Source organism: Micromonospora sp. NBC_00330 (assembly GCF_036136635.1).
GTDB classification, from domain to species: Bacteria; Actinomycetota; Actinomycetes; order Mycobacteriales; family Micromonosporaceae; genus Micromonospora; species Micromonospora salmantinae.
Map to the genome: position 1 here is coordinate 1,025,812 of NZ_CP108012.1, position 21,386 is coordinate 1,047,197.

Annotated in this window: 17 protein-coding genes; 12 read left to right on the forward strand and 5 right to left on the reverse strand. The window is 68.3% G+C overall.

The annotated features are described in order from the left end of the window. The first annotated feature begins 193 nt into the window (after positions 1-193). A complete protein-coding gene (locus tag OG598_RS04610) occupies positions 194-1,315 on the forward strand; it encodes an NAD(P)/FAD-dependent oxidoreductase (protein WP_328653169.1) in 1,122 nt (373 codons plus the stop codon). A 151-nt stretch (positions 1,316-1,466) separates the two neighbouring features. Here the strand turns inward: OG598_RS04610 and OG598_RS04615 are convergent, their stop codons facing one another. Next, on the reverse strand, positions 1,467-3,011 hold the full coding sequence (locus tag OG598_RS04615; RefSeq protein WP_328653170.1) for an OmpA family protein: 1,545 nt from the start codon (positions 3,009-3,011) through the stop codon (positions 1,467-1,469). A 197-nt stretch (positions 3,012-3,208) separates the two neighbouring features. On the opposite strand from OG598_RS04615, the gene OG598_RS04620 reads away from it, so the two are divergent. Together OG598_RS04620 and OG598_RS04625 are read left to right on the forward strand one after the other, a co-directional pair. After that, positions 3,209-3,856: a TetR/AcrR family transcriptional regulator gene (locus OG598_RS04620; protein WP_328653171.1), complete on the forward strand. Its 648-nt coding sequence runs from the start codon at positions 3,209-3,211 to the stop codon at positions 3,854-3,856. Between the two features lie 80 nt (positions 3,857-3,936). Next, complete coding sequence (locus tag OG598_RS04625) at positions 3,937-4,998, forward strand: amidohydrolase family protein (RefSeq protein ID WP_328653172.1); 1,062 nt, start codon at positions 3,937-3,939, stop codon at positions 4,996-4,998. Positions 4,999-5,278: 280 nt separating this feature from the next. Here OG598_RS04625 and OG598_RS04630 read toward each other — a convergent pair whose 3' ends face one another. Next, a complete protein-coding gene (locus OG598_RS04630; RefSeq protein WP_328653173.1) occupies positions 5,279-5,647 on the reverse strand; it encodes a DoxX family protein in 369 nt (122 codons plus the stop codon). A gap of 120 nt (positions 5,648-5,767) precedes the next feature. On the opposite strand from OG598_RS04630, the gene OG598_RS04635 reads away from it, so the two are divergent. The 8 genes from OG598_RS04635 (at position 5,768) to OG598_RS04670 (ending at position 16,868) form a co-directional block, all read left to right on the forward strand. Next, positions 5,768-6,685 carry a sigma-70 family RNA polymerase sigma factor gene (locus tag OG598_RS04635; RefSeq protein ID WP_328653174.1) on the forward strand — a complete coding sequence of 306 codons (918 nt, stop codon included), beginning with the start codon at positions 5,768-5,770 and terminating at the stop codon, positions 6,683-6,685. Next, entirely contained in the window at positions 6,672-7,211 is a 540-nt protein-coding gene (locus tag OG598_RS04640) for a TetR/AcrR family transcriptional regulator (RefSeq protein WP_328653175.1), read from the forward strand. The genes OG598_RS04635 and OG598_RS04640 overlap by 14 nt, the downstream gene beginning before the upstream one ends. 114 nt (positions 7,212-7,325) lie before the next feature. Next, positions 7,326-8,990 carry an FAD-dependent oxidoreductase gene (locus OG598_RS04645; protein ID WP_328653176.1) on the forward strand — a complete coding sequence of 555 codons (1,665 nt, stop codon included), beginning with the start codon at positions 7,326-7,328 and terminating at the stop codon, positions 8,988-8,990. Positions 8,991-9,065: 75 nt separating this feature from the next. Beyond that, complete coding sequence (locus tag OG598_RS04650) at positions 9,066-9,485, forward strand: DoxX family protein (RefSeq protein ID WP_328653177.1); 420 nt, start codon at positions 9,066-9,068, stop codon at positions 9,483-9,485. A 165-nt stretch (positions 9,486-9,650) separates the two neighbouring features. Then, positions 9,651-12,692 carry an AfsR/SARP family transcriptional regulator gene (locus tag OG598_RS04655; RefSeq protein WP_328653178.1) on the forward strand — a complete coding sequence of 1,014 codons (3,042 nt, stop codon included), beginning with the start codon at positions 9,651-9,653 and terminating at the stop codon, positions 12,690-12,692. A gap of 1,156 nt (positions 12,693-13,848) precedes the next feature. Further along, positions 13,849-14,958, forward strand: coding sequence for a hypothetical protein (locus tag OG598_RS04660; protein WP_328653179.1), 1,110 nt, complete (start codon positions 13,849-13,851; stop codon positions 14,956-14,958). 288 nt (positions 14,959-15,246) lie between these two features. Next, on the forward strand, positions 15,247-16,401 hold the full coding sequence (locus OG598_RS04665) for a hypothetical protein (RefSeq protein WP_328653180.1): 1,155 nt from the start codon (positions 15,247-15,249) through the stop codon (positions 16,399-16,401). A 296-nt stretch (positions 16,402-16,697) separates the two neighbouring features. After that, a complete protein-coding gene (locus tag OG598_RS04670; RefSeq protein WP_328653181.1) occupies positions 16,698-16,868 on the forward strand; it encodes a DUF7002 family protein in 171 nt (56 codons plus the stop codon). A 75-nt stretch (positions 16,869-16,943) separates the two neighbouring features. Here OG598_RS04670 and OG598_RS04675 read toward each other — a convergent pair whose 3' ends face one another. From OG598_RS04675 to OG598_RS04685, 3 genes are all read right to left on the reverse strand, one after another. Continuing rightward, complete coding sequence (locus tag OG598_RS04675) at positions 16,944-18,581, reverse strand: MFS transporter (protein WP_328653182.1); 1,638 nt, start codon at positions 18,579-18,581, stop codon at positions 16,944-16,946. Positions 18,582-18,731: 150 nt separating this feature from the next. After that, positions 18,732-19,610, reverse strand: a complete 879-nt coding sequence (locus OG598_RS04680) for an alpha/beta fold hydrolase (protein WP_328653183.1) — start codon at positions 19,608-19,610, stop codon at positions 18,732-18,734. 41 nt (positions 19,611-19,651) lie between these two features. Beyond that, positions 19,652-20,260 (reverse strand): GNAT family N-acetyltransferase, encoded by a 609-nt coding sequence (locus OG598_RS04685; RefSeq protein WP_328653184.1) that lies wholly within the window; start codon positions 20,258-20,260, stop codon positions 19,652-19,654. 136 nt (positions 20,261-20,396) lie between these two features. Here OG598_RS04685 and OG598_RS04690 point away from each other — a divergent pair, with 136 nt between their 5' ends. Next, complete coding sequence (locus OG598_RS04690) at positions 20,397-21,359, forward strand: GntR family transcriptional regulator (protein WP_328653185.1); 963 nt, start codon at positions 20,397-20,399, stop codon at positions 21,357-21,359. Positions 21,360-21,386 lie beyond the last annotated feature (27 nt).

Below are 21,386 nucleotides of genomic sequence, written 5' to 3' on the forward strand. Positions count from 1 at the left end.
CGTTGCGCGATGCTTCTTCGCCCTGTCGTGGGCGCACGACACCCGTGTCGGAACCGTTCAGGGCGCTAGGTGATGCCACTGCTCGTAGATCGCCCAGCACCCCGCAGTGCCGTCGAAGACCACGCCTGCGCTGGAAGACGGTCACGAAGCTGCCGTGTCACCCGTCAACCAGTGCATATGAAGGGAGATGACCATGACTCACCGCCTGGTGGTACTCGGCGCCGGGTACGCGGGCCTCGGCGCCGCCAGGCGCGCCGCCCGCCGGCTGCGCCGCACCGACGTCGAGGTGACGCTGATCAACGCCACCGACCGATTCGTGGAACGAATCCGGTTGCACCAGCTCGCCGCAGGGCAGACCCTGCGAGACCGGCCGCTGCGAACCATGCTGGACGGTGCCGACGTGAAACTCGTCGTGGCCCGGGTCACCGCCATCGACGTCGACGCCAGCATCGTCCGAATGGACGCCGAGCCGTACACGGCCGGTTACGACACCTTGGTGTACGCGCTGGGCAGTGGCGCGGACGTCGGCAGCGTGCCGGGGGTACGGCAGCACGCGTTCACGATCGCGGAGGCGGCTCAGGCGCAGCGGTTACGGTCGCATCTGCTCGGTGCCTCGGCCGGCGATGTCGTTGCCGTCGTCGGCGGTGGCCTGACCGGCATCGAGGCTGCCACCGAGCTTGCCGAGGCATATCCGGGACTACGGATCGAACTGGTGACGAGCGACGACCTTGGTGGTTGGCTGTCTCCGCCCGCGCGGCGCCACCTCGGCCGGGCGTTCGACAGGATGGGCATTGGCGTCCAGCAGGGTGTGCGGGTCGACATGGTCTCGGCGGCAGGCCTGCGCCTCGACGACGGGCGGGATCTCGACGCGGAGGTCGTCGTCTGGACGGCCGGTTTCCGGGTGTCCGCGCTGGCCGACCGGGCCGGTCTGGCCGTCGACGGCCGTGGCCGGATGATCGTTGACGAGACCTGTCGATCGGTGTCGCACCCGCAGGTGTACGGGATCGGTGACGCCGCAGCGGCACCCGCACTCGGCGGCGAGACCCGGATGTCCTGCCAGACCGGCCTTCCGATGGGTCTGTACGCGGCGGACGCGATCGCGGCCGTTCTGAACGGACGGACGCCGAGGCCGCTTCGGATCCGTTACGTCTGGCAGAACATCAGCCTCGGTCGGCGGGACGGGATCACCCAGTTCACCCGAGCCGATGACTCCCCGATCGGTGCGGTACTCACCGGCCGGTCCGCCATCGGCTTCAAGGAGGCGATCAGTCGCAGCACGGTGTACCGCCTGCGCCACTCCGGCCCGGTGCGCTGAGGGCAAGGCCCGGCAGTGGTGTCGCCATCGTGGAGGTGGCGTGGTGGCGCACGGACGAACTGGCCTGCGCAGGACGATCCGGGGCCTGTCCTGATGATCAACAGGGTGCCTGCCCTGATGCGTTGAAGTGGGCAGGCAGCGCGGGATGCCGTTACTGGATGGGGACGTTGAGGTCGCGGAACGGGCCGATCTTGACGTTGAGGGTGTCGGCGGTGTCCGGTAGGGCGAAGAGGTTCCAGAACTCGCGGGTCTGGCCTGGTGCGAACTTCTCGGTGGTGATGCGGACGCCGGAGACTGCTGTGCATGCGCAGTAGGAGTCCACGCCGTCGTCGGTGGGGACCTCGAGGCGGCCGGGCAGGTACTGGCGGCGGGCGGCGACGTCGGTCATGCGTACGTTCGTTGCGGCCTGGTATTTGTACGCCTCCCAGTCCTGAGCGTGGTGGAGGTTTCTGAACCATGCCTCGGCCGAACCCTGATTGGTGATCGTGTAGGTGAGCAGGCCGAGGCCGCCGGGCAGTCGGCGCAGGCTGGTGACCTGCAAGGCGATGGGCTGGCCGTCGGCTTTGGTGGTGCCGGTCAGGCCGGTGGCGCCGGGCGAGGTGGTGGCCGCTGGTTTCTGGGTGGCGGGTTGCGGTTTGGGGAAGGTCACCGTGACGCGGCGATTGCGGCGTTTTCCCTCGTCGCTGTCGTTGCTGTAGAGCGGGCGGCGTGAGCCGTACCCCTCGGTCTGGAAGCGGACCCCGTCTCTGGTCAGCAGGGCCGACAGGGCGTGTTGTACGGCCTGGGCGCGGCGCAGCGACAGTGGGTTGTTGATGGCGTCGGTGCCGGAGGAGTCGGCGTGGCCCGCCACCGTCACCACCGTGGCGGGCGAGGCGTCGATGAGCTTCGCCGTGCGGGCCATGACCGACCTGGCTTTGGGGGTGAGGGTGGCCTTGTCCACCGCGAACAGTACGTCGGCCGAGAGGTTGACCTGTAGGTCCTTGCCGTCGTCGGCGGTTTCCTCGGACTGGTCCAGGGATTCGGAGGGGAGGATGAGGCGGCGGGTGACGGGGGTGACGGGTTCGGCATCGGGGTCGGGGAAATCGCCGGCCGGAGCGTCGTCGCTGATGGGCACGTCGAGCATCGGTGGGCCCACGGGGGTGACGACTGTTGTTGTCGCGGGGTTGCCCGACGGTGCGGGCAGCACCGCAAAGACGCTGATCGACTGACCAGGGTCAATGAAGCGGCTGGGGACGTCGCGGTCCACCGCGCTGCACAGGCAGGGGGAGTTGGCGGGTTTGTAGGGCAGGAGCCAGGTCCGGGCCTGGGCGTCGAGGACGCCGATGCCGGAGGCCCATTTGATCTCGCCGAGCGGGCGGGTGTGGTCGCCCATCTCGCCGGGCCAGGACAGGTGCTTCTCGGTGCCGGTGTTGGACAGGCGGATCCGGGCGAGGAGGTGTTTGCCCTTGACGCGGTTGAGGCCGACGACCTCGACCTTGAGATTCTCGGTCATGGTACTGCGGGTTCCGGCCAACGCCGCGTCGGTGCTGGTGCTGCCGGTGGCTGCCGCAGTGTTGGAAGCGGGCGGGGACGCGGAGTCCTTGTTCGACGGTTCCTCGCACCCGACCATGGCCAGGGTGAGTACGGCGCTCAGGGCCAGCCTTCGGCTAGACCTGGGGGAGGCGTCCTGCCATCGGAAATGACGGAGCTTGGTCATGATCCTCGTTCTCGGTCGATGCGGTTGGTTGCGAGTGGACCCGGTAGTGGCGCGGCACGACCACCTCCCGTGGCGGGACTGTCCGGGGTGGAAATTGCCGGCGCGTCCTGTAGTGCTCACTACAACTAGAACGATCGCTACGGTAGATTTGTAGCGGCGGCATCGTCAAGGTCGCGGCGAGGCGAGAGGTGTGCGGAATGACAGGGACACGGCCCACGCGCAGGAAGCGCGCCAACGGCGTGGAGTCGCGGCAACGCATCCTCGACGCCGCCGTGCAGATCGCGAGTGAACGCGGGTATGAGGGGACCTCGATCGCGGCGGTGAGTGCGCGCTGCGGGTTGCCCGCGAGCTCGATCTACTGGCATTTCAAGGACAAGGACGACCTGCTCGCCGCAGTGATCGAGCGCAGCTTCGAAACCTGGCTGGCGGCCGTCGACCTGCCCGGCGAGGAAACCGGTACGCCGCTGCAGCGAGTCGTCGCCGTCGGCGCGGCGGTGGCCGCGTCGCTCGTCGCCGCCCCCGACTTCCTGCGCCTGGGCCTCATGCTCGCCTTGGAGCGGCGGCCCGAGGAGCCCCGCGGGCGGGCCGTGTTTCTCCAGGTCCGCGAGGTCGCCCGACAGAAGTTCACCGAGGTGATCGAAACACTGCTGCCGGACCTCGATCCGGCGGACGTGCGGACCGTCGTGACGTACGCCCTGGCCGGGGCCGACGGACTGTTCCTGCAGCGTGAGATCCACGGCGATGCCGTCGATCTCACGGCGATGTTCGAGCTGCACGCGCGGCTGGTCTACGAGGCGGCCCTCCGGATGGCCCCAGGGGCTTCCCACGACCACACCAAGCCGTAGCTGCGGTCAGCGGTGGTGGGGGATGGAGTTCACGGCCGTCCCGCAGCAGCAATGTCTGGCGCGTCGAGAGGAACCACAGCATGACCGGCCAGTCAACCAGGATCGACGTCCATCAGCACATCCTGCCGCCCTTCTACCGCGCCCTGCTCGCTGAGGCTGGCATTGCGGCGGCCGGCGGTCGGGCGCTGCCCACCTGGACACCCGAGTCCGCATTGGACCAGATGGAACTGCTCGGCACCGCCGTGGCCCTGCTCTCCGTCTCGACCCCCGGCACCAGCTTCCTCACCAGCCCGACCGAAGCCGGCGACCTTGCGCGGCAGCTCAACGACTACGCGGCAGGGCTGGCCGCCGAGCATCCAACCCGATTCGGGTACTTCGCCACCCTGCCGATGCCCCACGTCACGGCCGCCACCACCGAGGCCCGTCGCGTCCTCGACGAACTCCGCGCCGACGGCGTCACTCTGCTCGCCAACAGCAACGGCGACTACCTTGGTGGCCCCGACCAGGACGCGCTGTGGCAGACCCTGGACGAGCGCGCCGCCGTCGTCTTCGTCCACCCCGCTGACCTGCCCGGACCAGCCATCGACGGCATCCCACCGTTCGCCGCCGACTTCCTGCTCGACACCACCCGAGCGGCCTACCTCCTCGTCCGAACCGGCGTCCTCCGGCGATACCCCAGAATCCGGTTCGTCCTCAGCCACGCCGGAGGCTTTCTGCCCTACGCCTCGCACCGCATGGCCCTGGCCATCGCCGCCGACACCGCACGCAGCCCGCTGGACATCCTGGACGACTTCCGCGCCTTCTACTTCGACACCGCTCTGTCCTCGAGCCCGGCCGCCCTGCCCACCCTGCTTGCCTTCGCCCGACCCGGGCATGTGCTTTTCGGCAGTGACTGGCCCTTCGCGCCCATCCCGGCCGGGCAGTACTTCGCCAACGGAATCGACACCTGCCTCGAACTCGGGCAACTGCGAGCGGTCAACCGCACCAACGCCGAAGCCCTCTTCCCGCGCCTGGCCACCGGTGGCACGCCAGACCCCGACCATCGGGTGGCCGCGCGCCTGCAACGGGCAGCGCAGCGGAGCGCCGCCCGGCTCTTCTTCCGACTCGTCCAATCCGGCAACGGCGAGAAACAGATCCCGTGAACGCCACTGTGGACCGTCTGTTCGGCGGCGTCATCGGTGTACGCGTTCGAGGTCGTCGGCGATCGGATCAAGCGCGCATCTGGGGGTACGCCATCCCGACAAGCTCCGGCCGTGGACGGATCGCCGGCCGGGTGGTCGGGGTCGCGGGATCGGCGTGAACTCCGCCCTTTCGGGCGCGTGCAGGGGTGCGCAGCCGCCTCATCTCCTTCGGCGGTACGGATCGGCGGCCCCGGCACACGGACCCTCAGCCCTTGCACCGCAGAGGCCGATCGGCGATCGATCAGGCGCTCGTCGACGCGAAATGCCCCACGGCGGCGACGGCGAGGACGAGAAAAACGGAGGGAAACGCGATGTTGTGGAACACCCGCGCGCGGGCATGAGCCAGGATCGCGCCCACGAAGAACAGGACGAGGCCGACGGCTGCGGCCAATCCGAAGGGACGTACGCCGAGAAGGCCGAGCAACAGACCGACGACGCCGGCACCCTCGACCAGCGCGAGGTAGGGGATCCACCGCGCGGACAGCCCGACCTCGGCGCAGTTGCGCATCACGAAGTCGGCCCTGATCACCTTGGCGGTCACCTCGATGGCGTTGGCGAGGGCGCAAAGGATGGTCGCGACGACCAGGACGCCCTCCAGTACGGCGATCATGACGCGCGCCAGCGCGATCGAGCAGTCGGTAAACTCATGGGTGCCTCCACGTGCGCGGGTTCATCAGGCTGTGGTCTCTCGCCCCTTCTGACGCCCGGCACGTAGGAAAGGTGACCAGACGTGGAACTCGTCGAACACTTCGAGGCTTCGAGGGCCCGACTGATGTCGTTGGCCTATCGCATCGTCGGTTCGCACAACGATGCCGAAGACGTGGTGCAGGCCGCCTGGTTGCGCGCGCGGTCGGCCGACCCGGCGCAACTGCTCAACCCCGAGGGCTGGCTCACCACGGTGACGGCACGCCTGTGCCTCGACCAGCTTCGCGCCCGCCATCGCCGGCGCGAGGTCCCGCTCGCGGCTGACGACATCCCCGGCGAGCAGCTCGCGGCCGACGAGGCGTTCGTCCGTCGTGAGGACGTCTCCCGGGCGCTGCTGGTCGTGCTCGACGAACTGTCTCCCCCGCAGCGGGTGGCCTACGTGCTGCATGACCTCTTCGCCGTGCCGTTCGACGAGATCGGGCCCGTGCTCGACACGACGGTGGCCGCGGCGAAGAAGCTCGCGAGTCGAGCGCGGATCCGGCTCAGGGACGCTCGTGCGGCGGACCTGCCGGGGTCCGCCCACGAGATGGAGATCATCGACGCGTTCCTCGCCGCGGCGCGTGGCGGTGACATCGCGCGGCTCGTCACGCTCCTGGCGCCTGACGTCGTCCGCACGGCCGACCTCGGATTCCTCGCGAACGGCACCGCGCCTGTCGTCCGGGGCGCCTGGGCGGTCGCGAAGGAGACCAGGGCGTTCGTGGACCGCATCGCCGCCGCCGCCCCGGTCCTCGTTGAGGGTCGCCCGGGAGCGGTGATCGCCCCTGGTGGGCACCCGTTCGCATTGATCCGGATCGGCGTCCACGACGGCCTCGTCACGAGCATCGACATCACCCCCTACGAGCGCGGCACCGTGTCCCTCCCGGCGGCCTCGGTGCGTGATGCTCAGTCCACTCGAGGCTGCATACCATACCGTATGGTATGCTCGATTGATGGGAACACGTGATCTCTGGCTCGGCGAGGGCGTCGTGGTATTGACCGACGAGGGACCGGCGGGTCTGCGGATCGACCGTCTGGCTGCCCGCCTCGGCCTGACGAAGGGGTCGTTCCATCACCACTTCACGGGGGCCGCCGACTACCACGCGGCGTTGCTGACTCATATCGAGCATGGACAGGTCACCCTGTTGGATGGGCTGTCAGTCGAGCTCGCGACCGTCGATCCGGTCGACGCCCTGCGGGCCCTTCCCTCGCGGCTCGACGAGCTGTTCCACGCCGAGCTGGATCGGGCGCTGCGGGCGTGGGCGATTGGGAACGACGGTGCACGTGGCGTGGTCGAACGCGTCGACAGTGCACGGCTCACCTTCCTTGAGACCCTCTGGAACCGCGTTGTGCCTGACCCGACCCGGGCGCATGCCGCCGCCCTGCTGCCGCATCTTCTCCTGGTCGGAGCGAACGCCATCCGCCCACCGCTCGACGCTGCCAGTCGACGTGCGGTGTTCGACCTGCTGCCAGACCTGATTCCACATGTCTGAGGTCCCGTTCGGGCGCCCCCGCCTGCGGACGGGCCCCGTGATTGCCGTCGCTGTTGCGCTCGCGCCGGGCATCGTGACTGCTACCGGGGTTCATCGCCTAGAAGGAGGAGACAGATGCCCGCCGTCGATGTGTTGATCGTCGGGGCCGGCCCGACCGGGCTCACCCTCGCTGTCGATTTGGCCCGCCGTGGAGTTCGTGCGGTGCTGATCGAGGCCGCGCCCGCACTGCCTCGTCAGTCCCGAGGCAAGGGCCTGCAACCTCGAAGCCTGGAGGTGCTTGACGATCTCGGTGTTGTCGACGCGGTTCTGGCACACGGCCAGTCGCGCCAGGACATCACCCTGTACCGCGATGGCCGGCGCCTTGCGCGGATACCCGCCGGCCTCACCGAGCCGCGCGCGGATCTGCCGTACCCGAACATCGTGATGATTCCTCAGTGGCGCACCACCGCGCTGCTCGCACGGCGGCTGCACGAACTCGGTTCCGCGATTCGGTTCAACACCCGCCTTGAGTCGTTCACCGCTGGTAACGAGGCGGTGCGCGCCGTGGTTACCACACCCGACGGCGGCCGGGAGGATCTGATCGTCCGCTACCTCGTCGGCTGCGACGGCGCGCACAGCATCGTGCGCCGCACACTCGACCTCGAGTTCGCCGGATCGTCGGACGAGACGCAGCGCTACCTGCTCGGTGACATCACAGTTCCCGGTTGGCACCCCGAAGTCGACGGAGCCGTTCGCTCACACGCATGGCTCGGCACGGACGGATCGTTCCTCGGTCTGGCTGGCCTGCCCGGAACCGGGCAGTGGCAGATCGGCGCGAGCATCACTGTCGGCGACGACCTCGAGCCCACCCTGGAGGCCCTCCAGCGGCTATGGGACGAACGCACCGGCCACCCGCAGGTCCGCCTGTCCGACGCGACCTGGTTGTCGAACTTCCGGGTCAACGTCCGCATGGTCGAGGACTACCGCCGCGGCCGAGTCCTGCTCGCCGGCGACGCCGCGCACGTGCACCCGCCCACCGGAGGGCAGGGAATGAACACCGGCATCCAGGACGCCTACAACCTGGGATGGAAGCTGGCGGCCTGCCTCAACGGCCACGACGACACCCTGCTCGACACCTACCCGGCCGAACGCCTTCCCGTCGCCCGTCGTGCGTTGGCGCAAAGCACCAACATCCTCGACGTGGTCACCAACCGCAACCCACTCGTCCGGTTCGCCGTGCAACGATTGCTCCTGCCGCTACTCAGCCGACCCTCGATCAACCGCAGGCTCACCGCTCGTGTGTCCCAGATCGACATCGGCTACCACGACGGGCCCCTGGCAGACGACGAGTTGTCCGGCGGCCGCGTCCGACCCGGCGATCGGGCCCCCGATGCCCACCTCGTCGATACCGCAACCGGGCAGCCGCTGCGGCTGTTCGACCTGCTCCGCGGGCCACAATGGACGCTGCTCCTCGTCGGCGACGCCTCCGCCGGCCGCCTCGACTGTGATGCTCTTCCCGACGAGGTGCGCACCTGTTTGATCACGCCCGCGCGGTCGACGTCGTTCTCCGGCCGGGTGGTCATCGACCGCGACGGGACGTTTCGTCGGGCCTACCGAGCAAAGCCCGGCACAGCGTTGCTCATTCGCCCGGACGGCTACCTCCACTGGCGCGCGCACACCCCCAGCGCCGACGCGGTGGCCAAGCACGTCCTCGGCGCGGGCCCCCCGCTGCCGCACCCCGACGATAGCCGGGCACGTGAGAAGGCCAAGACACGGAGGAGGGCTGAGCCTTTCCGCTGAGGCAGGGTGGCTGACTGGCACGGCAGCAGAAGTCGGGAATGGGTCGTAGACGATGGCGGGCCACCGTTCGCCGACATGGTGATGCTCCATCCATATCCAGTGTGGTTTATCGTGACTCATTCACCTGAGGAGCCCTTCGAGATGGTGCAACCCTGGTGGCCGCTGGCCTTGTTGGCAGTGATCCAGCTCTGCGATGCGGTGCTATGCGTAAAGCCGGTCGCCTTCATTCGGAAATGTTTGATCGACGTCCGGTTTCCCGAACGCTTCTGGAAGTTCCTCCCCCCGCTCAAGGCTGCCGCAGCGGCTGGGCTCATCGTCGGGATCTGGGTTCCGCCATTGGCGGTGCTCGTGTCTGCGGCGCTGGTCTGCTACTTCGCGGTGGCGGTCTCGGCGCACGTCCGCGCCAGCGATTTCGGCCGCAACCTGTTCCTGAACGCGACGGCCATGTTGGTCATCTGCTCGGCGACGCTGGCCTTCACCGTCCAAAGCGCATGATCGAACACGCGACGACGGCGCGGGATTGGTCATCGCGCGTAACGCTTCGTATTCGGCGGGTGGGACGTTGGAGTGCCTGCGCCGGATCGCAACCTGAAGCGCGTTCAATGCCAGGTCGATCCCATCGATTGGGGCATAACGGCGAACAATCGGGGGGTTAGGATCGTGGAGTTTCGGATCCTGGGCACAGTCGAGGCATGGGCGGGCGGGAAACAGGTCGATCTCGGTTCGCGCAAACAGCGTCTGGTGCTCGCGGTCCTGCTGCTGGAACCCAACCGAATGGTGCCGCTGGACCGGCTGGTCGACCTCGTCTGGGGCGAGGATGTGCCGGCGTCCGCACGAGCCTCGATCCAGACGCTCGTATCCCGGCTACGTGCGGCGCTTCGGCAGGTCGGCGACGGGCCCGCCATCGTCGGCCGGGGAGCAGGCTACGTCATACACGTGGATCCGCTCGTGATCGACGCGCATCGGTTCACGGACCTGATTCTCGCGGCCCGCTCGTCGGACGACGAGCGGGCGGTCGAGCTGTTCGACCAGGCGCTCGCCCTCTGGCACGGCGAGGCACTCGCAGGCGTGGCGTCCACCGAAGTCGCCGAACGCCTGTGCGGTCACCTCGATGAAGCCCGATGGACCGCCCTGGAAGACCGCCTGGACGCCCAACTGCGGCTGGGCGACGGCCGGCGGCTGCTCGCCGAGCTCACACGGCTCGTCACCGACCACCCGCTGCGGCAGCGGCTCGTGGGCCAACTCATGCTGGCCCTGCACCGCGACGGCCGCACCGCCGCCGCGCTCGACGTCTATCGCACGCTGCGGAAGCGACTGGCCGGCGACCTCGGCCTCGATCCGGCACCCAAACTGGTGCGGTTGGAATCCGCGATCCTGCGCGCGGACCCGGCTCTGGATCCGGCCGCGAGACCCATGGACACATCACCACCCGAGCCGGTACGACCGGCGCAGTTACCGCCCGCCGCCTGCGGATTCGCCGGACGCGCAGAAGAACTCACCCGGCTCGACACCGGTTTGGAGTCCGCGTCGGGCCTGAATATCTGGGTGATCAGTGGCACCGCCGGCGTCGGCAAGACGGCGCTCGCCCTCCACTGGGCCCACCGCCACCGGGAGAGGTTCCCGGGTGGGCAGCTCTACCTCGACCTCCGTGGCTTCGACGCCGAGCACGACCCGCTCAGCGAGTCCGCCGGACTCCTCCAGTTGCTCAGCGGCCTCGGTGTCGATCACCGGCTGATCCCGGCGGATGCGGCGGGCCGGGCCGCCCTGTTCCGCTCACTGCTGGCCGGCGAACGCGTCCTGCTGGTGCTGGACAACGTGCGCGACGCCGCCCAGGTGAACGCGCTGATCCCGTCGGCGGGCACGGTCATCCTCACCAGTAGGCAGCGGCTCGGAGAGCTGATCGCCCGCACCGGCGCGCAGACACTGTCGCTTTCCGTGCTCACCGCCGCCGGCTCTCGCCGGCTGCTGGAGGCCGCGCTCGGCGTCGACCAGGTCGCCACCGAAGCAGCCGCAGCCGGGAAGCTGGCGGATCTCTGCGGTCACCTGCCGCTCGCACTGCGGATCGCGGTGGCCAACATCGTCGCCGTCCCGAAGGCGGAGATCACCGGGTTGGTGCAGGAACTCTCCGAGGGCGACCGGTTGGCCGGGTTCACCGTGGACGGCGCCGAGGAAAGTGCTGTCACGAGAGCGTTCGCCTCGTCCTACTGGGCGCTTCCGGCGGACCATCGCCTGCTCTTCCGTCGCCTCGGGCTGCTGCCGGGACCGACGTTCACTGCGCTGCCAGCGAGTGTGGCGGCCGGGCTGCCCCCGGCTCGGACTGACCGACTGATAAAGGCATTGGCCGCGGCACACCTGATCGAGCAATACACACGCGGGCGCTTCCGGCTCCACGACCTGCTCCGAAGGTATGCGGTCGGCCGGGCGCTGGTAGAAGACACCGCTGTCGAGCTCGAACACGCTCGCGGACTCGTCCTGGACCATTACCTGCACACGGCTGACGCGGCGAGCAGGCAGCTCATTCCTCACTTTCTGCGGCTGCCGAGGAAGGTGGAGAACGGGATCAGCTTCCCGGACAACAACAGTGCGCTCGCCTGGCTCGACGCCGAGTGGCCGACTCTCGCCGCCGCGGTCGGTCAGGCAGCGGCGCGAGGTCCACGACCGCTGGCATGGCACATCGCCGACGCCCTCCGCGCCTATTTCCACCAGCGCGGTCACCGGACGGAATGGGTGGAGATGGCCTCGTTGGGGCTGGAAGCCGCGCACGGCGAGGGCGACGAACGGGCGCAAGCTGCGATGCACCAGAGCATCGCGCTCGCCTACGTCAACCTGGGCCACTACGTCGAGGCACAAGACCATCTCGACAGTGCACTACGGCGGAACGCAGCCGACGGCTGGCACGAAGGCCGCGCCGCCGTGCTGAACAATCTCAGTGCGGTGCACCAGCGCCTCGGTAACCCCCACGTGTCGATCGACTGCGGGCTGGAATCACTGGACCTTCAACACACGTTGGGGAATGGCGCCGGGAGCGCCATGACACTGGCGAATCTCGGCTTCGCCTATTGGCAGTTGGGCCTGCTGGACCAAGCGCTGGAGCACTTCGGCCGGGCACTGGAACTGGGGGAACAGCAGGGCGCCCGCTTCAGCGTCGCCGTCCTGCTCGTGGATCTAGGGAACGTGCACCGTGACCTCGGCAACCCGGACACGGCCGAGGAGTTCTACGCCCGGGCGCTGGCCGCCAACCGTGAACTCGGGTATCACTACGGCGAAGCGACCGCGCTGTCCGGCCGTGCGCTGCTGCACTGCCAGAGCGGCCCATCGGAGCAAACCCTCGACGACGCCCGGTCGGCAGTCGAACTGACCAGGAAGATCAGTGACCGCGGTACCGAAGCGTGGGCGCTCAACGCCCTCGGTGATGTCTGTCTGCGGTTGGGCCTGCCCGCCGAAGCCGCAGACCATCACAACCGTGCCCTGCAGGTGGCGCGCTCGACCAGCTTCCGCTGGTGTGAGGCTGACGCGTTGCGCGGCTCGGCCATGGCGCTTCTGAACCTCGACGTCCTCGACGAAGCCCAGGCCCGAGCCACGCTCGCCATCGACCTCGCTCACCGGGCCGGGTACCGGCTCGTCGAGGCCCGCGCATCGCACGCCCTCGCCGAGATCCGGGCGAGGCTAGATGGGGCATTTCGTAAGTCGGTGAAGGAGTAGCCGGGCAGGGCTGCTGGTGTCACCCGACGTTCAGGTAGAACGGTCCTCACGTCGACCGGACACGGCCAACATCATTGAGAGCTCCTAACTCATTGAGTGGCGGAGTCGGCGCCAGCAGGTGATAGCGCACGCTGCATCTGGCACGCAAGGGCACTCCGACCGCTTCGAATTGAGCTCGCCTCGAAGCGAAGTCTCCGGGTACGGTCGCCCTGTGGACCTTCGATCTCGGCGAGCTGCCAGCAAGCGTGTACTTGGAACCATGGCAATAGCTGGAGGTTTCCTGGCCTGTGTGCTCACGATGGCGAGCGACTCCGGGCAGGCCGAAACGTATGTCATTGCGGGCCTCCTTGTCCTGGCCGGGATCGGGCTGCGCATTGAGGCTGCAATCACCGATACAGCAGTGCAGCTGCCGTTGCTGCCACCATCTGCACACACGTCGGCCGGTGCGAGGCGCAGCGACGTCGACAGCGGGAATAGCTCGTCGTCGCAGGCAAGAAACCGCAGTCCGCAGTCGCCGTAGGATCAGACGATGCCGAACACGCAGCAGAATCCGGCCAGACCGTGGTCGTCAGCGGGCGATAGCCTGCCGCAATAATCAGACCCGAACTCCGCGCGTTGGCGGAAGGCCGAGACTTGAGCATGTGCTAGTTGGATGTCGGTTGTCTGCTGGCGAGGTGGAGGCGCGATCCAACGCCCCCGCAACGTCCAAGCGCTAACGTCCGACCCCGAACTCGACCTAAACAAGTCCTGGCATCGAATACATTACGTCCTAACCGGTAGCGCCTGGCAGGTTGGCGAAGGCTCCGGCGCTGTCAGCCTGCTGGGTGCTGGGTGCTGGGTGCTGGGTGCTGGGTGCTGGGTGCTGGGTGCTGGGTGCTCTCAACAAGGTCTCGGCCCGACCTGGCCCATCGGGTTGCCCGCTATGGTCACCCTGATGTCCGCGTGGACCGACACCGTGGACAGACAGATAGATGACGAGCTCCTTGCGCGGGACCCTGGAAGAGCTCAATGGAGCTTCAGGCCTTCCTTGAATCCCTCTCCCGCTCGGCCGCGCACCTTCGGGACGGGGGAGCGCTTCAGAGGGGTCGGGATGCTCACTACGTCACGGCTGCGCTGTCGCCCGTCCTCCCTGGTTCAGGTCGATTTGCGAGCCGAGGTGGACGAGTGCATGGGTTTTGCAAGCGCGTCACGTGACAGTGGCCAGACTCGCCCATCAACTGGCAGGAGCCGATACGTGCGGAAGATCCTCAGCCTGGTCTTGACCGTTCTGTCAGTCGTCATGTCCGCGGCGACAGTTGCGCATGCCGACGACGGGCCCGTGACCCGGGTGACGCTGACCAGCGCGAACAGTTTCCACTCGCGGGTCGAGGAGCGTCTGGTGAGCAGGACGGTCACCCTCGCAGCCGGTGAATCCCGGCACATACGCGGACGCCTCCAGGCGACCAGTAGCGTGCAGCAGATCGTGTCGATGAACAACACCCTGAAGTGTGTGAACCCAGCCGGCGCAGTCGTCGGCACCACATCAACGTCCTCGCGGAACCACGAGGGCTCGGACACCACCTATTACGCCAAGCCTGGGCACCTGCCGATCTACGCCGACCTGCTCTTCACCGCGCCATCGGCAGGCACCTACACCTGCGGCATGTACGGGTACACGGCCTCCACCTCGCTCGACGGCTACTACCTGACCGCCGTCGCGACAGACACCTGGCTGGAGGTGAGCGACACCAACCAGGTGGGTGCGCGGTGGTGGCAGAACCCGGCGTGCAGCAGCACCGGTACGTCGAGCACCTGCACCTACGTCGGCGCCGGTACGTCTACGGCCTGGGTGTTCTACGACGACGGCACCCCCGTGCACAAATGGAACGCCGCCGCCAATGCGACCTCGGCTCAGGCGCTGGCGACCCTGGAACTGACGACCTGCTACACGGGCACCGCGTCATGCAAGAGCGCCATCGACGCGTACGAGCAGCCGCGCGGGACGAATGCGGTGGTCGACGTACGTTTCGAGTTCATCCAACTCGACCCGACCGCCCACACCTGCCGCACGACGAGCACCGCAACCTCGCGCAAGACGATTCGCGACGACGCCCACCACTACGTCGCGAACTTCGCCCTCACCGGCGTGCCGATCGACCCGACCTGCGGAACCCGGACCTTCATCATGCGGATCTTCGTGAAACACGTCTCCGGCAATCCGATCAAGATCGACGGGGTCCAGAGCACGACCTCATTGACGAACGGCATCGCCATGAACATCTTCTGACCGTCGCCGGTCCCGGTCGCCCGACCGGCCGTCAAAGAAGGACATGGAAAGGATGCGGGACCTCCACGGGAGGGGCCGCATTCGTGCGTTCCGCAGGCCGAGGTGGGGCCACCGCGATCCGGCGGTAGGCGGACTGCAGGCGGATTGCAAGCGGACTGCGGGCATCCCGCGCGAAGGTAGCGGCATCGAGCCCATCCCCCAACAGGAGGTTCCGTGCGTAGACGCATGGTGTTTGTGAGTTGTGTACTCGTAGCGGTCGCGGGCACGACGTCCGCAGCCCACGCAGAGGTGTCCTCGGACCGAGCGGCCGCACAACCGTCGCTCGCCGGTTTCGCCCCGGCCGTCGACGTCGACGCGATGAACCGGCAGTTCCACCACCTGGAAGCCATTGCCGCCGGAAGTCCGGAGGGCTCGGGCGGCACGTACTTCGACGAGAAGACCGGGCAACTGGTTGTCCGGCAGGTGGCGAACGCCGACGGCGCGCGACTGCGGTCCGAGGTGGCGGCACGCTCGCGACAGGCGGGCGAGGTGCCGGTCCGGTTCGAGACCACGACGGTGTCAATGCAGCGGCTGGAGACCGCCACGAAGGCGTTGAAGAGTTCCCGGGCCTGGGCCGGCGGCAGCGCCGGGAGCGTGCAGCAGGTATGGCTGGACCGCTTGACACCGCAGATCGTCATCGACGCCTCCGGCGACGCCGAGGCCCTCGTCGCGGCGGCGGTCAAGGCCACCTCCCTGACGCCGAGGGTGTCCCTATCGAAGACCGGAACCGTCGAGGCGAGCCGCCGGGTCGACAGCGTCCCCTACTACGGTGGGCTGGCACTGTTCAACAGCGTTCCCGGAAACGCCCGTACCGCGGACGCGTCGTGCACGACCGGATTCCGGATGACCCGCGGCGGGACCAACAGCAACTGGGTGACCACCGCCGGACACTGCGGCCCGAACCAGCGCAACTTCTGGCACGGCGGCTGGAACCTGCGGGTCAGCTCGAACTACTACAGCCTGGGCACGGACGTCGCCATGCTGGCGGGGGAGAACGGCGCTTACTTCAGCCGGCACTCCTGGTTCGGTGGACGGGACACCAGCACGTCGCACCCGGTGACGGCGAAGTTGACCGGATGGCCCGCCATCGGGTCGGCGGTCTACCTGTCCGGTGCCAACGGTGGTCTGGTGTACGGCTTGGTCCGGGACACCAACAACACCGACTGCAACGGCACGCCGACGGTTGTCGTCGACACGGTCACCGGGCACCCGAGCGACGGTCCGGTGCTCGGCGGCGACTCGGGCGGGCCGGTCACGCGGTGGAACACCGCCACCTCGGCGACGAACGACCTCACCGCCGAGGGCATCATCACCTGTAGCGACAGTTCGAGCCGGGCGGACTTCACGCCCATCCACCGCGTCGAGGCGGCCACGGACGCCGTCGTGGTGATCGGCGGCAACTGACCCGGTCCGGTACGCGGGCGGCGAGCGTGCCGCCCGCGTACCGGTGCCTTGGGGCCGCGCGGTGCTCGCGGCCTACGCCGGCACCATCACCGAGGCGTGTAACAACGGGTTGCTGGGCGGTCGCACCTCGGAGAACCCGGACGGCCCACGCGGGCAGGGCGGCGGCTACTGGAGCTCCGGTGCCAGGCAGCGCCGCAGACCACCAGCGCCGCAGACCACCCGTCGACCGGGTGATGGGGGTGGTCGACCGGAACGCTGATGGCCCGTGCTGATGGACGTTCGGCATCATGGCCGGCATGGACGTCGAGGAACTGATCGCGCGCCATCCGCAGGTCTTCCACACGATGTCGGCGACCGCTTGGCCATCGCTGCAACGGCACGGCCTGCTGTCCACGCGGCAACTGATCGATGTGTTCGGCCTTGAGACTCGCGAGCGTGACCGACTCCTCAGTGCACCTCGCAAGTAGTCCAGCGTTCTGCGCGCGCCCGGCCGGCCGCCGGCCGTAATCCGCGATCAGAAGCCGATGAGCCGGTCCGGGGGGTCAGAGGTTGCTTCCGAGCGCGGTCCCTGTCTTCACCGCTTCGGCGTTCGCCGCAGTCTCCGTCGTGGCCGTGCCGTCCGGGGGCGTCCCGGCCCCCGGGGCGCCCTCCGCCGCCTCGTCGTGACCGCTGACGCCCGGCTTGACGCCGCGCAGCAGCACCGCTGCCAGCAGCGCCAGCACGAGCGCGACGCCGGCGCCGATGACGGCCGTGACATGCAGCCCGTGGGTGAACGCCTCACGGGCGACGATGAGTAGTTCGTCACCGGCCCTCCCGGGAAGTTCCTGGGCCACTGCCACCGCGCCACCGAGCGACTCGTGCGCCGCTTCGGAGTCGACGCCGGCCGGCATGGTGTCCCCGATCTGGCTGCGGTAGACGCCGAAGCCGATGCTGCCGAGTACCGCGATGCCCAGACCGGCGCCCAGCTCGGTGCCCGTCTCGGAGATGGCCGAGGCCGCACCGGCACGCTCGGGCGGAGCCGCGCCGACGATCAGATCGGTACTGAGGGCTGCCATCGGCCCCAGACCCGCACCCATGATCGCCGACGCTGTCACCAGGATGCCCAGCCCCGCTGTCGCGTTGACCAGCGTGAGCATTCCCAGTCCGATGGCCGCGACGACCAGGCCGCCCGCGATGACGAAGCTTGAACGGATTTTCGCGGCGAGGGCCGGGGCCGCCATGGCACCGGCCATCAGACCAGCCGCGTTGGGCAGCGACCAGAGGCCAGCGACCAGCGGGGAGAGTCCATGCACGAGTTGGAGGTACTGCAGTGTGAAGAGCTGCGAGCCGGCCATCACCAGGATGCCCAGGGTGAGCAGGACCACCGAGGCGCTGAAGGTGCGCTCACGGAACAGCTTGAGGTCGAGCAGCGGATCGGCGTGCGTCCGCTGCCGATGGACGAAGGCGACCCCGACGGCCAGACCCAACGCCATGAAGGTGACCGGCGGCAACCCGAAGCCGTCCTCGGCGACCAGCTTGAGGCCGTAGACCACGGACAGTACGGCGACCAGGGACAGCCCGGCGCTGCCCAGATCGAGCTTGCCCGCCTTCTCGTCACGGTGCTCGGGCAGCAGCACAGGGCCGAGTACGAGCAGGACCACCATGACGGGGACGCCGATCAGGAACGCCGAGCCCCACCAGAAGTACTTGAGTAGGAATCCGCCGAGCAGCGGGCCGAGGGCGCCGCCTACCGCGAAGCAGGTCATCCAGACACTGATGGCGACGGTGCGCTGTGCCGCGTCATGGAACATGGTGCGGATCAGGGACAGCGTGGAAGGCATCAGCGTCGCACCCGCGACGCCGAGCAGCGCCCGGGTCACGATCAGCATCTCGGCGCTGGTGGACAGCGCGGCGAGCACCGAGGCGACGCCGAACGCGGCGGCACCGGTCAGCAGCAGCTTGCGCCGCCCGATCCGGTCACCGAGCGTTCCCATTGTGATGAGTAGGCCGGCGACCAGGAACCCGTAGATGTCCATGATCCACAGCAGCTGGGCGGTACTCGGCCTCAAGGCCGCGGTGAGCGAGGGAACCGCCAGGTGCAGCACGGTCATGTCCATCGCGATGAGCAGCGTGGGCATGGACAGCACAGCCAGCCCGATCCACTCTTTCCGGCCCGCGCGGGGCGCGGCGATAGTAGGCATGACTTCCCCTGTCTCGTGGGCCGCAGGCGGCTGACCCGCTTGTCGGCAACGTTAGAAGTTGAAGCGCGGTAGAGGTCAACGGTCGACGCCACCGAGCCAGTTGGCGCGGGCAACTGGCTCGGTGGCGAAGGTCTGCCGTTGTGCGTCTGGTCAGCGGCGGGCGAGTTCGGCGAGGATCGCCACCAGTTCGGGGCGGTCGAACGGGCCGACGTGGGGTGCCGGGACGCTTCGTACGTCGGTCGGGTTGTCCGGGGTGAGACGGTCAGCCTCGGTGATGAACCGATCCTGTAGCGCAAGTGGGATCAGCCGGTCGTGGGTGAAGCGCACGTACGTCCGGGGAATCCGGCCCCAGGTGCCCGCTTCGCCGCGGGCGTCGGCCAGCGGGATGCTGGCGGGCTCGTCAGGCTCGAGTGTGTTGAGCAGCCGACTCACCGCCTCGTCGGTGAAGTCGCCGGCGAGGCACTGCTTGATGCCGTCGAACACCGCCGGGTCGGCCGAGCGCCAGTTGATCCGGGCCACTCCGAGGATCGCCGGATCGGCGACCATTGCCTGGGTCACCAGGGGGAGCAGACTGTCGCTGTTCTCTGGCGTGGCAAGATACGCGGCCACGTTCGGGAGGTCGATGCAGCAGTACGCCGCCATGTAGACGACCCGATCGAGCAGCTCGGGGATGGCGTTGCCGACCCTGCTCATGGTGACGCCGCCCTGGCTGGCGCCGGCCAGGATCACGGGCCCGTGGCGGCGAGAGCGGCGCACCACGTCCACGACGCGCGCGACGTAGTCGTCGATAGTGATCTTGGCGAGCGGTGACGGCTCGGTTGCCAGCCCCTTGAGGTCCTGCGGGGCCTGGTACGAGCGGGGGAAGAACCCTTCAGCGCCGTGTCCCGGAAGGTCGACGGCTACACACCGGTGTCCCCGCAAGGTGAGTTCGGTGATCAGTGCCGAGCAGAGATGCGACGAGGAATTGGTGCCGTGTACAAAGACCAGCGTCGGCGGGCGGCGGGCACCGTTGGTGTCTTTCGTGGTCATCGAGGTTCTCCCTTGTGGTGGTGGAAGTGGTGGGGTGGTCATCAGCGCGGTTGGCGCCACATCGGCCACAGCGGTGGGCCGTCCGCCACGTGAACCGGTTCGCCGAGGTCCTCGAAGCCGTACCGCAGGTAGAGGGCGCGGCTCCGGGGTGAACTCGCCTCCAGGTACGCGGCGAGCCCGTCGGCGTCCGCTCGCGCCAACCGGTGGCGCAACATCGCCGAGCCGAGTCCGGCGCCCTGTCGCCCGCCCACCACTCCCATGCACGAGAGGTAGAGGTGCGGTTCACGACGGGGATGCCGCTCGGCCAGTGCCAGCCCGAGAGCCCGCAACCGCGGGCCGTTCTCGCCGAAGATCGAGTTCTGGTCCTCGTTGGGCGCGTCCGGACGTTCCTCCGTGGGGGCCTGGCCTCCGGCCAACGCCAGCCACACCGAGGCACCCTCACCGCGACCGACCAGGTATGCCTCGGCGGCGCCCTGATCCAGGAGGTGGCCGTAGAAGTACGACTGGAGACGACCGCGTCCACCCGATGCGGGAAAGAGCCAACAGACGAGCGGATCGTCCATGAACGCCTCGGTGAGGACGTCCAAAACCGCCTGCCGGTCTGCGACATTCGCCTGCCGCACGAGTGCGTACGGTGTATCTCTCGTCATGCGTACAACGTATCGCCGCTTCGGCAAAATCGGGCCCTTGCCGCCTAGAAGGCCAAGTGAGTGTACTAGCCAGAGAAAGAGTGACCTAGTACATTGCAGTCGGACGACAACCACACCAGTAGATCGGAGGGCAGCCATGCCTTCGCCGACGCCGCGCCCGGATCCGCCGTACCGGCGCATCGTGGAGGAGCTTCGCGGCCGAATCCTGTCCGGCGACCTGCGGCCGGGGGACCGGGTACCCTCCGTCCGGCAAATCGCGCAGCGATGGGGCGTCGCGGTCGCGACCGCGACCAGAGCGATGGCGACTCTCCGCGACAGCGGGCTGGTCGAAGCGACGGTCGGTTCCGGCACGGTGGTCAGCAACCACGCCCGCCGCAAGCACCCGGTCGGCACGGCCGCGTCGCAGTGGCCGCGGCAGGCCGGTGCGCTCAAGCAGCCACTGGGCCGGATGCACGTCCTCCGCGCCGCCATCGCGATCGCCGACGTCGAGGGACTCGATGCGGTGTCGATGCGACGTCTCGCGGTCGACCTCGGCGTCGGCCCGATGTCGCTCTACCGGCACCTGGCAAACAAGGACGAGTTGGTGACGCAGATGGCCGACGAGGTCTTCGGCGGATCCGAACTACCCGACCCAGGACCGCCCGGGTGGCGGGCGAAGCTCGAACTGGTCGCCCACCAACAGTGGGAACTGTGCCGGCGGCACCTCTGGCTGCCCAGAGCCGTCTCGTTCACCCGTCCCGCGCTTGCGCCCAACATGATGGCGCACACCGAGTGGATCCTGCGCGCGCTCGACGGACTTGGGCTGTCCATGACGACACGGCTCCGCGAGGCGCTCACGCTCCACGGGCTGGTCGCCACCGTCGCGCTGTCCTTGGCGGCCGAGGTCGAATTGGAGCAGGAAGCCGGCGTCACGCTCGACGGGTGGCGGCTGGCACAGCAGAAGCGAGTCGACCAGACGCTCGACAGTGGAAGATTCCCACTGCTGTCGACGATCCCGAGCGAGACGGTGTCGGACCTCAATGGACTGTTCGAGTACGGTCTCGCACGCCATCTCGATGGTTTCGCCACCCTGGTGAAGGATGCTGCCCGAGCGCGGTGATGAGGGCTCGACGGACCGTCGTCTGAG

Coding starts and splice junctions, on each gene's coding strand:
- OG598_RS04680 (WP_328653183.1), bottom strand. CDS start 19,610: ATGACCACGAAAGACACCAACGGTGCCCGCCGCCCGCCGACGCTGGTC.
- OG598_RS04645 (WP_328653176.1), top strand. CDS start 7,326: ATGCCCGCCGTCGATGTGTTGATCGTCGGGGCCGGCCCGACCGGGCTC.
- OG598_RS04670 (WP_328653181.1), top strand. CDS start 16,698: ATGGACGTCGAGGAACTGATCGCGCGCCATCCGCAGGTCTTCCACACG.
- OG598_RS04625 (WP_328653172.1), top strand. CDS start 3,937: ATGACCGGCCAGTCAACCAGGATCGACGTCCATCAGCACATCCTGCCG.
- OG598_RS04640 (WP_328653175.1), top strand. CDS start 6,672: ATGGGAACACGTGATCTCTGGCTCGGCGAGGGCGTCGTGGTATTGACC.
- OG598_RS04615 (WP_328653170.1), bottom strand. CDS start 3,011: ATGACCAAGCTCCGTCATTTCCGATGGCAGGACGCCTCCCCCAGGTCT.
- OG598_RS04690 (WP_328653185.1), top strand. CDS start 20,397: ATGCCTTCGCCGACGCCGCGCCCGGATCCGCCGTACCGGCGCATCGTG.
- OG598_RS04685 (WP_328653184.1), bottom strand. CDS start 20,260: ATGACGAGAGATACACCGTACGCACTCGTGCGGCAGGCGAATGTCGCA.
- OG598_RS04630 (WP_328653173.1), bottom strand. CDS start 5,647: ATGATCGCCGTACTGGAGGGCGTCCTGGTCGTCGCGACCATCCTTTGC.
- OG598_RS04650 (WP_328653177.1), top strand. CDS start 9,066: ATGGTGATGCTCCATCCATATCCAGTGTGGTTTATCGTGACTCATTCA.
- OG598_RS04675 (WP_328653182.1), bottom strand. CDS start 18,581: ATGCCTACTATCGCCGCGCCCCGCGCGGGCCGGAAAGAGTGGATCGGG.
- OG598_RS04610 (WP_328653169.1), top strand. CDS start 194: ATGACTCACCGCCTGGTGGTACTCGGCGCCGGGTACGCGGGCCTCGGC.
- OG598_RS04620 (WP_328653171.1), top strand. CDS start 3,209: ATGACAGGGACACGGCCCACGCGCAGGAAGCGCGCCAACGGCGTGGAG.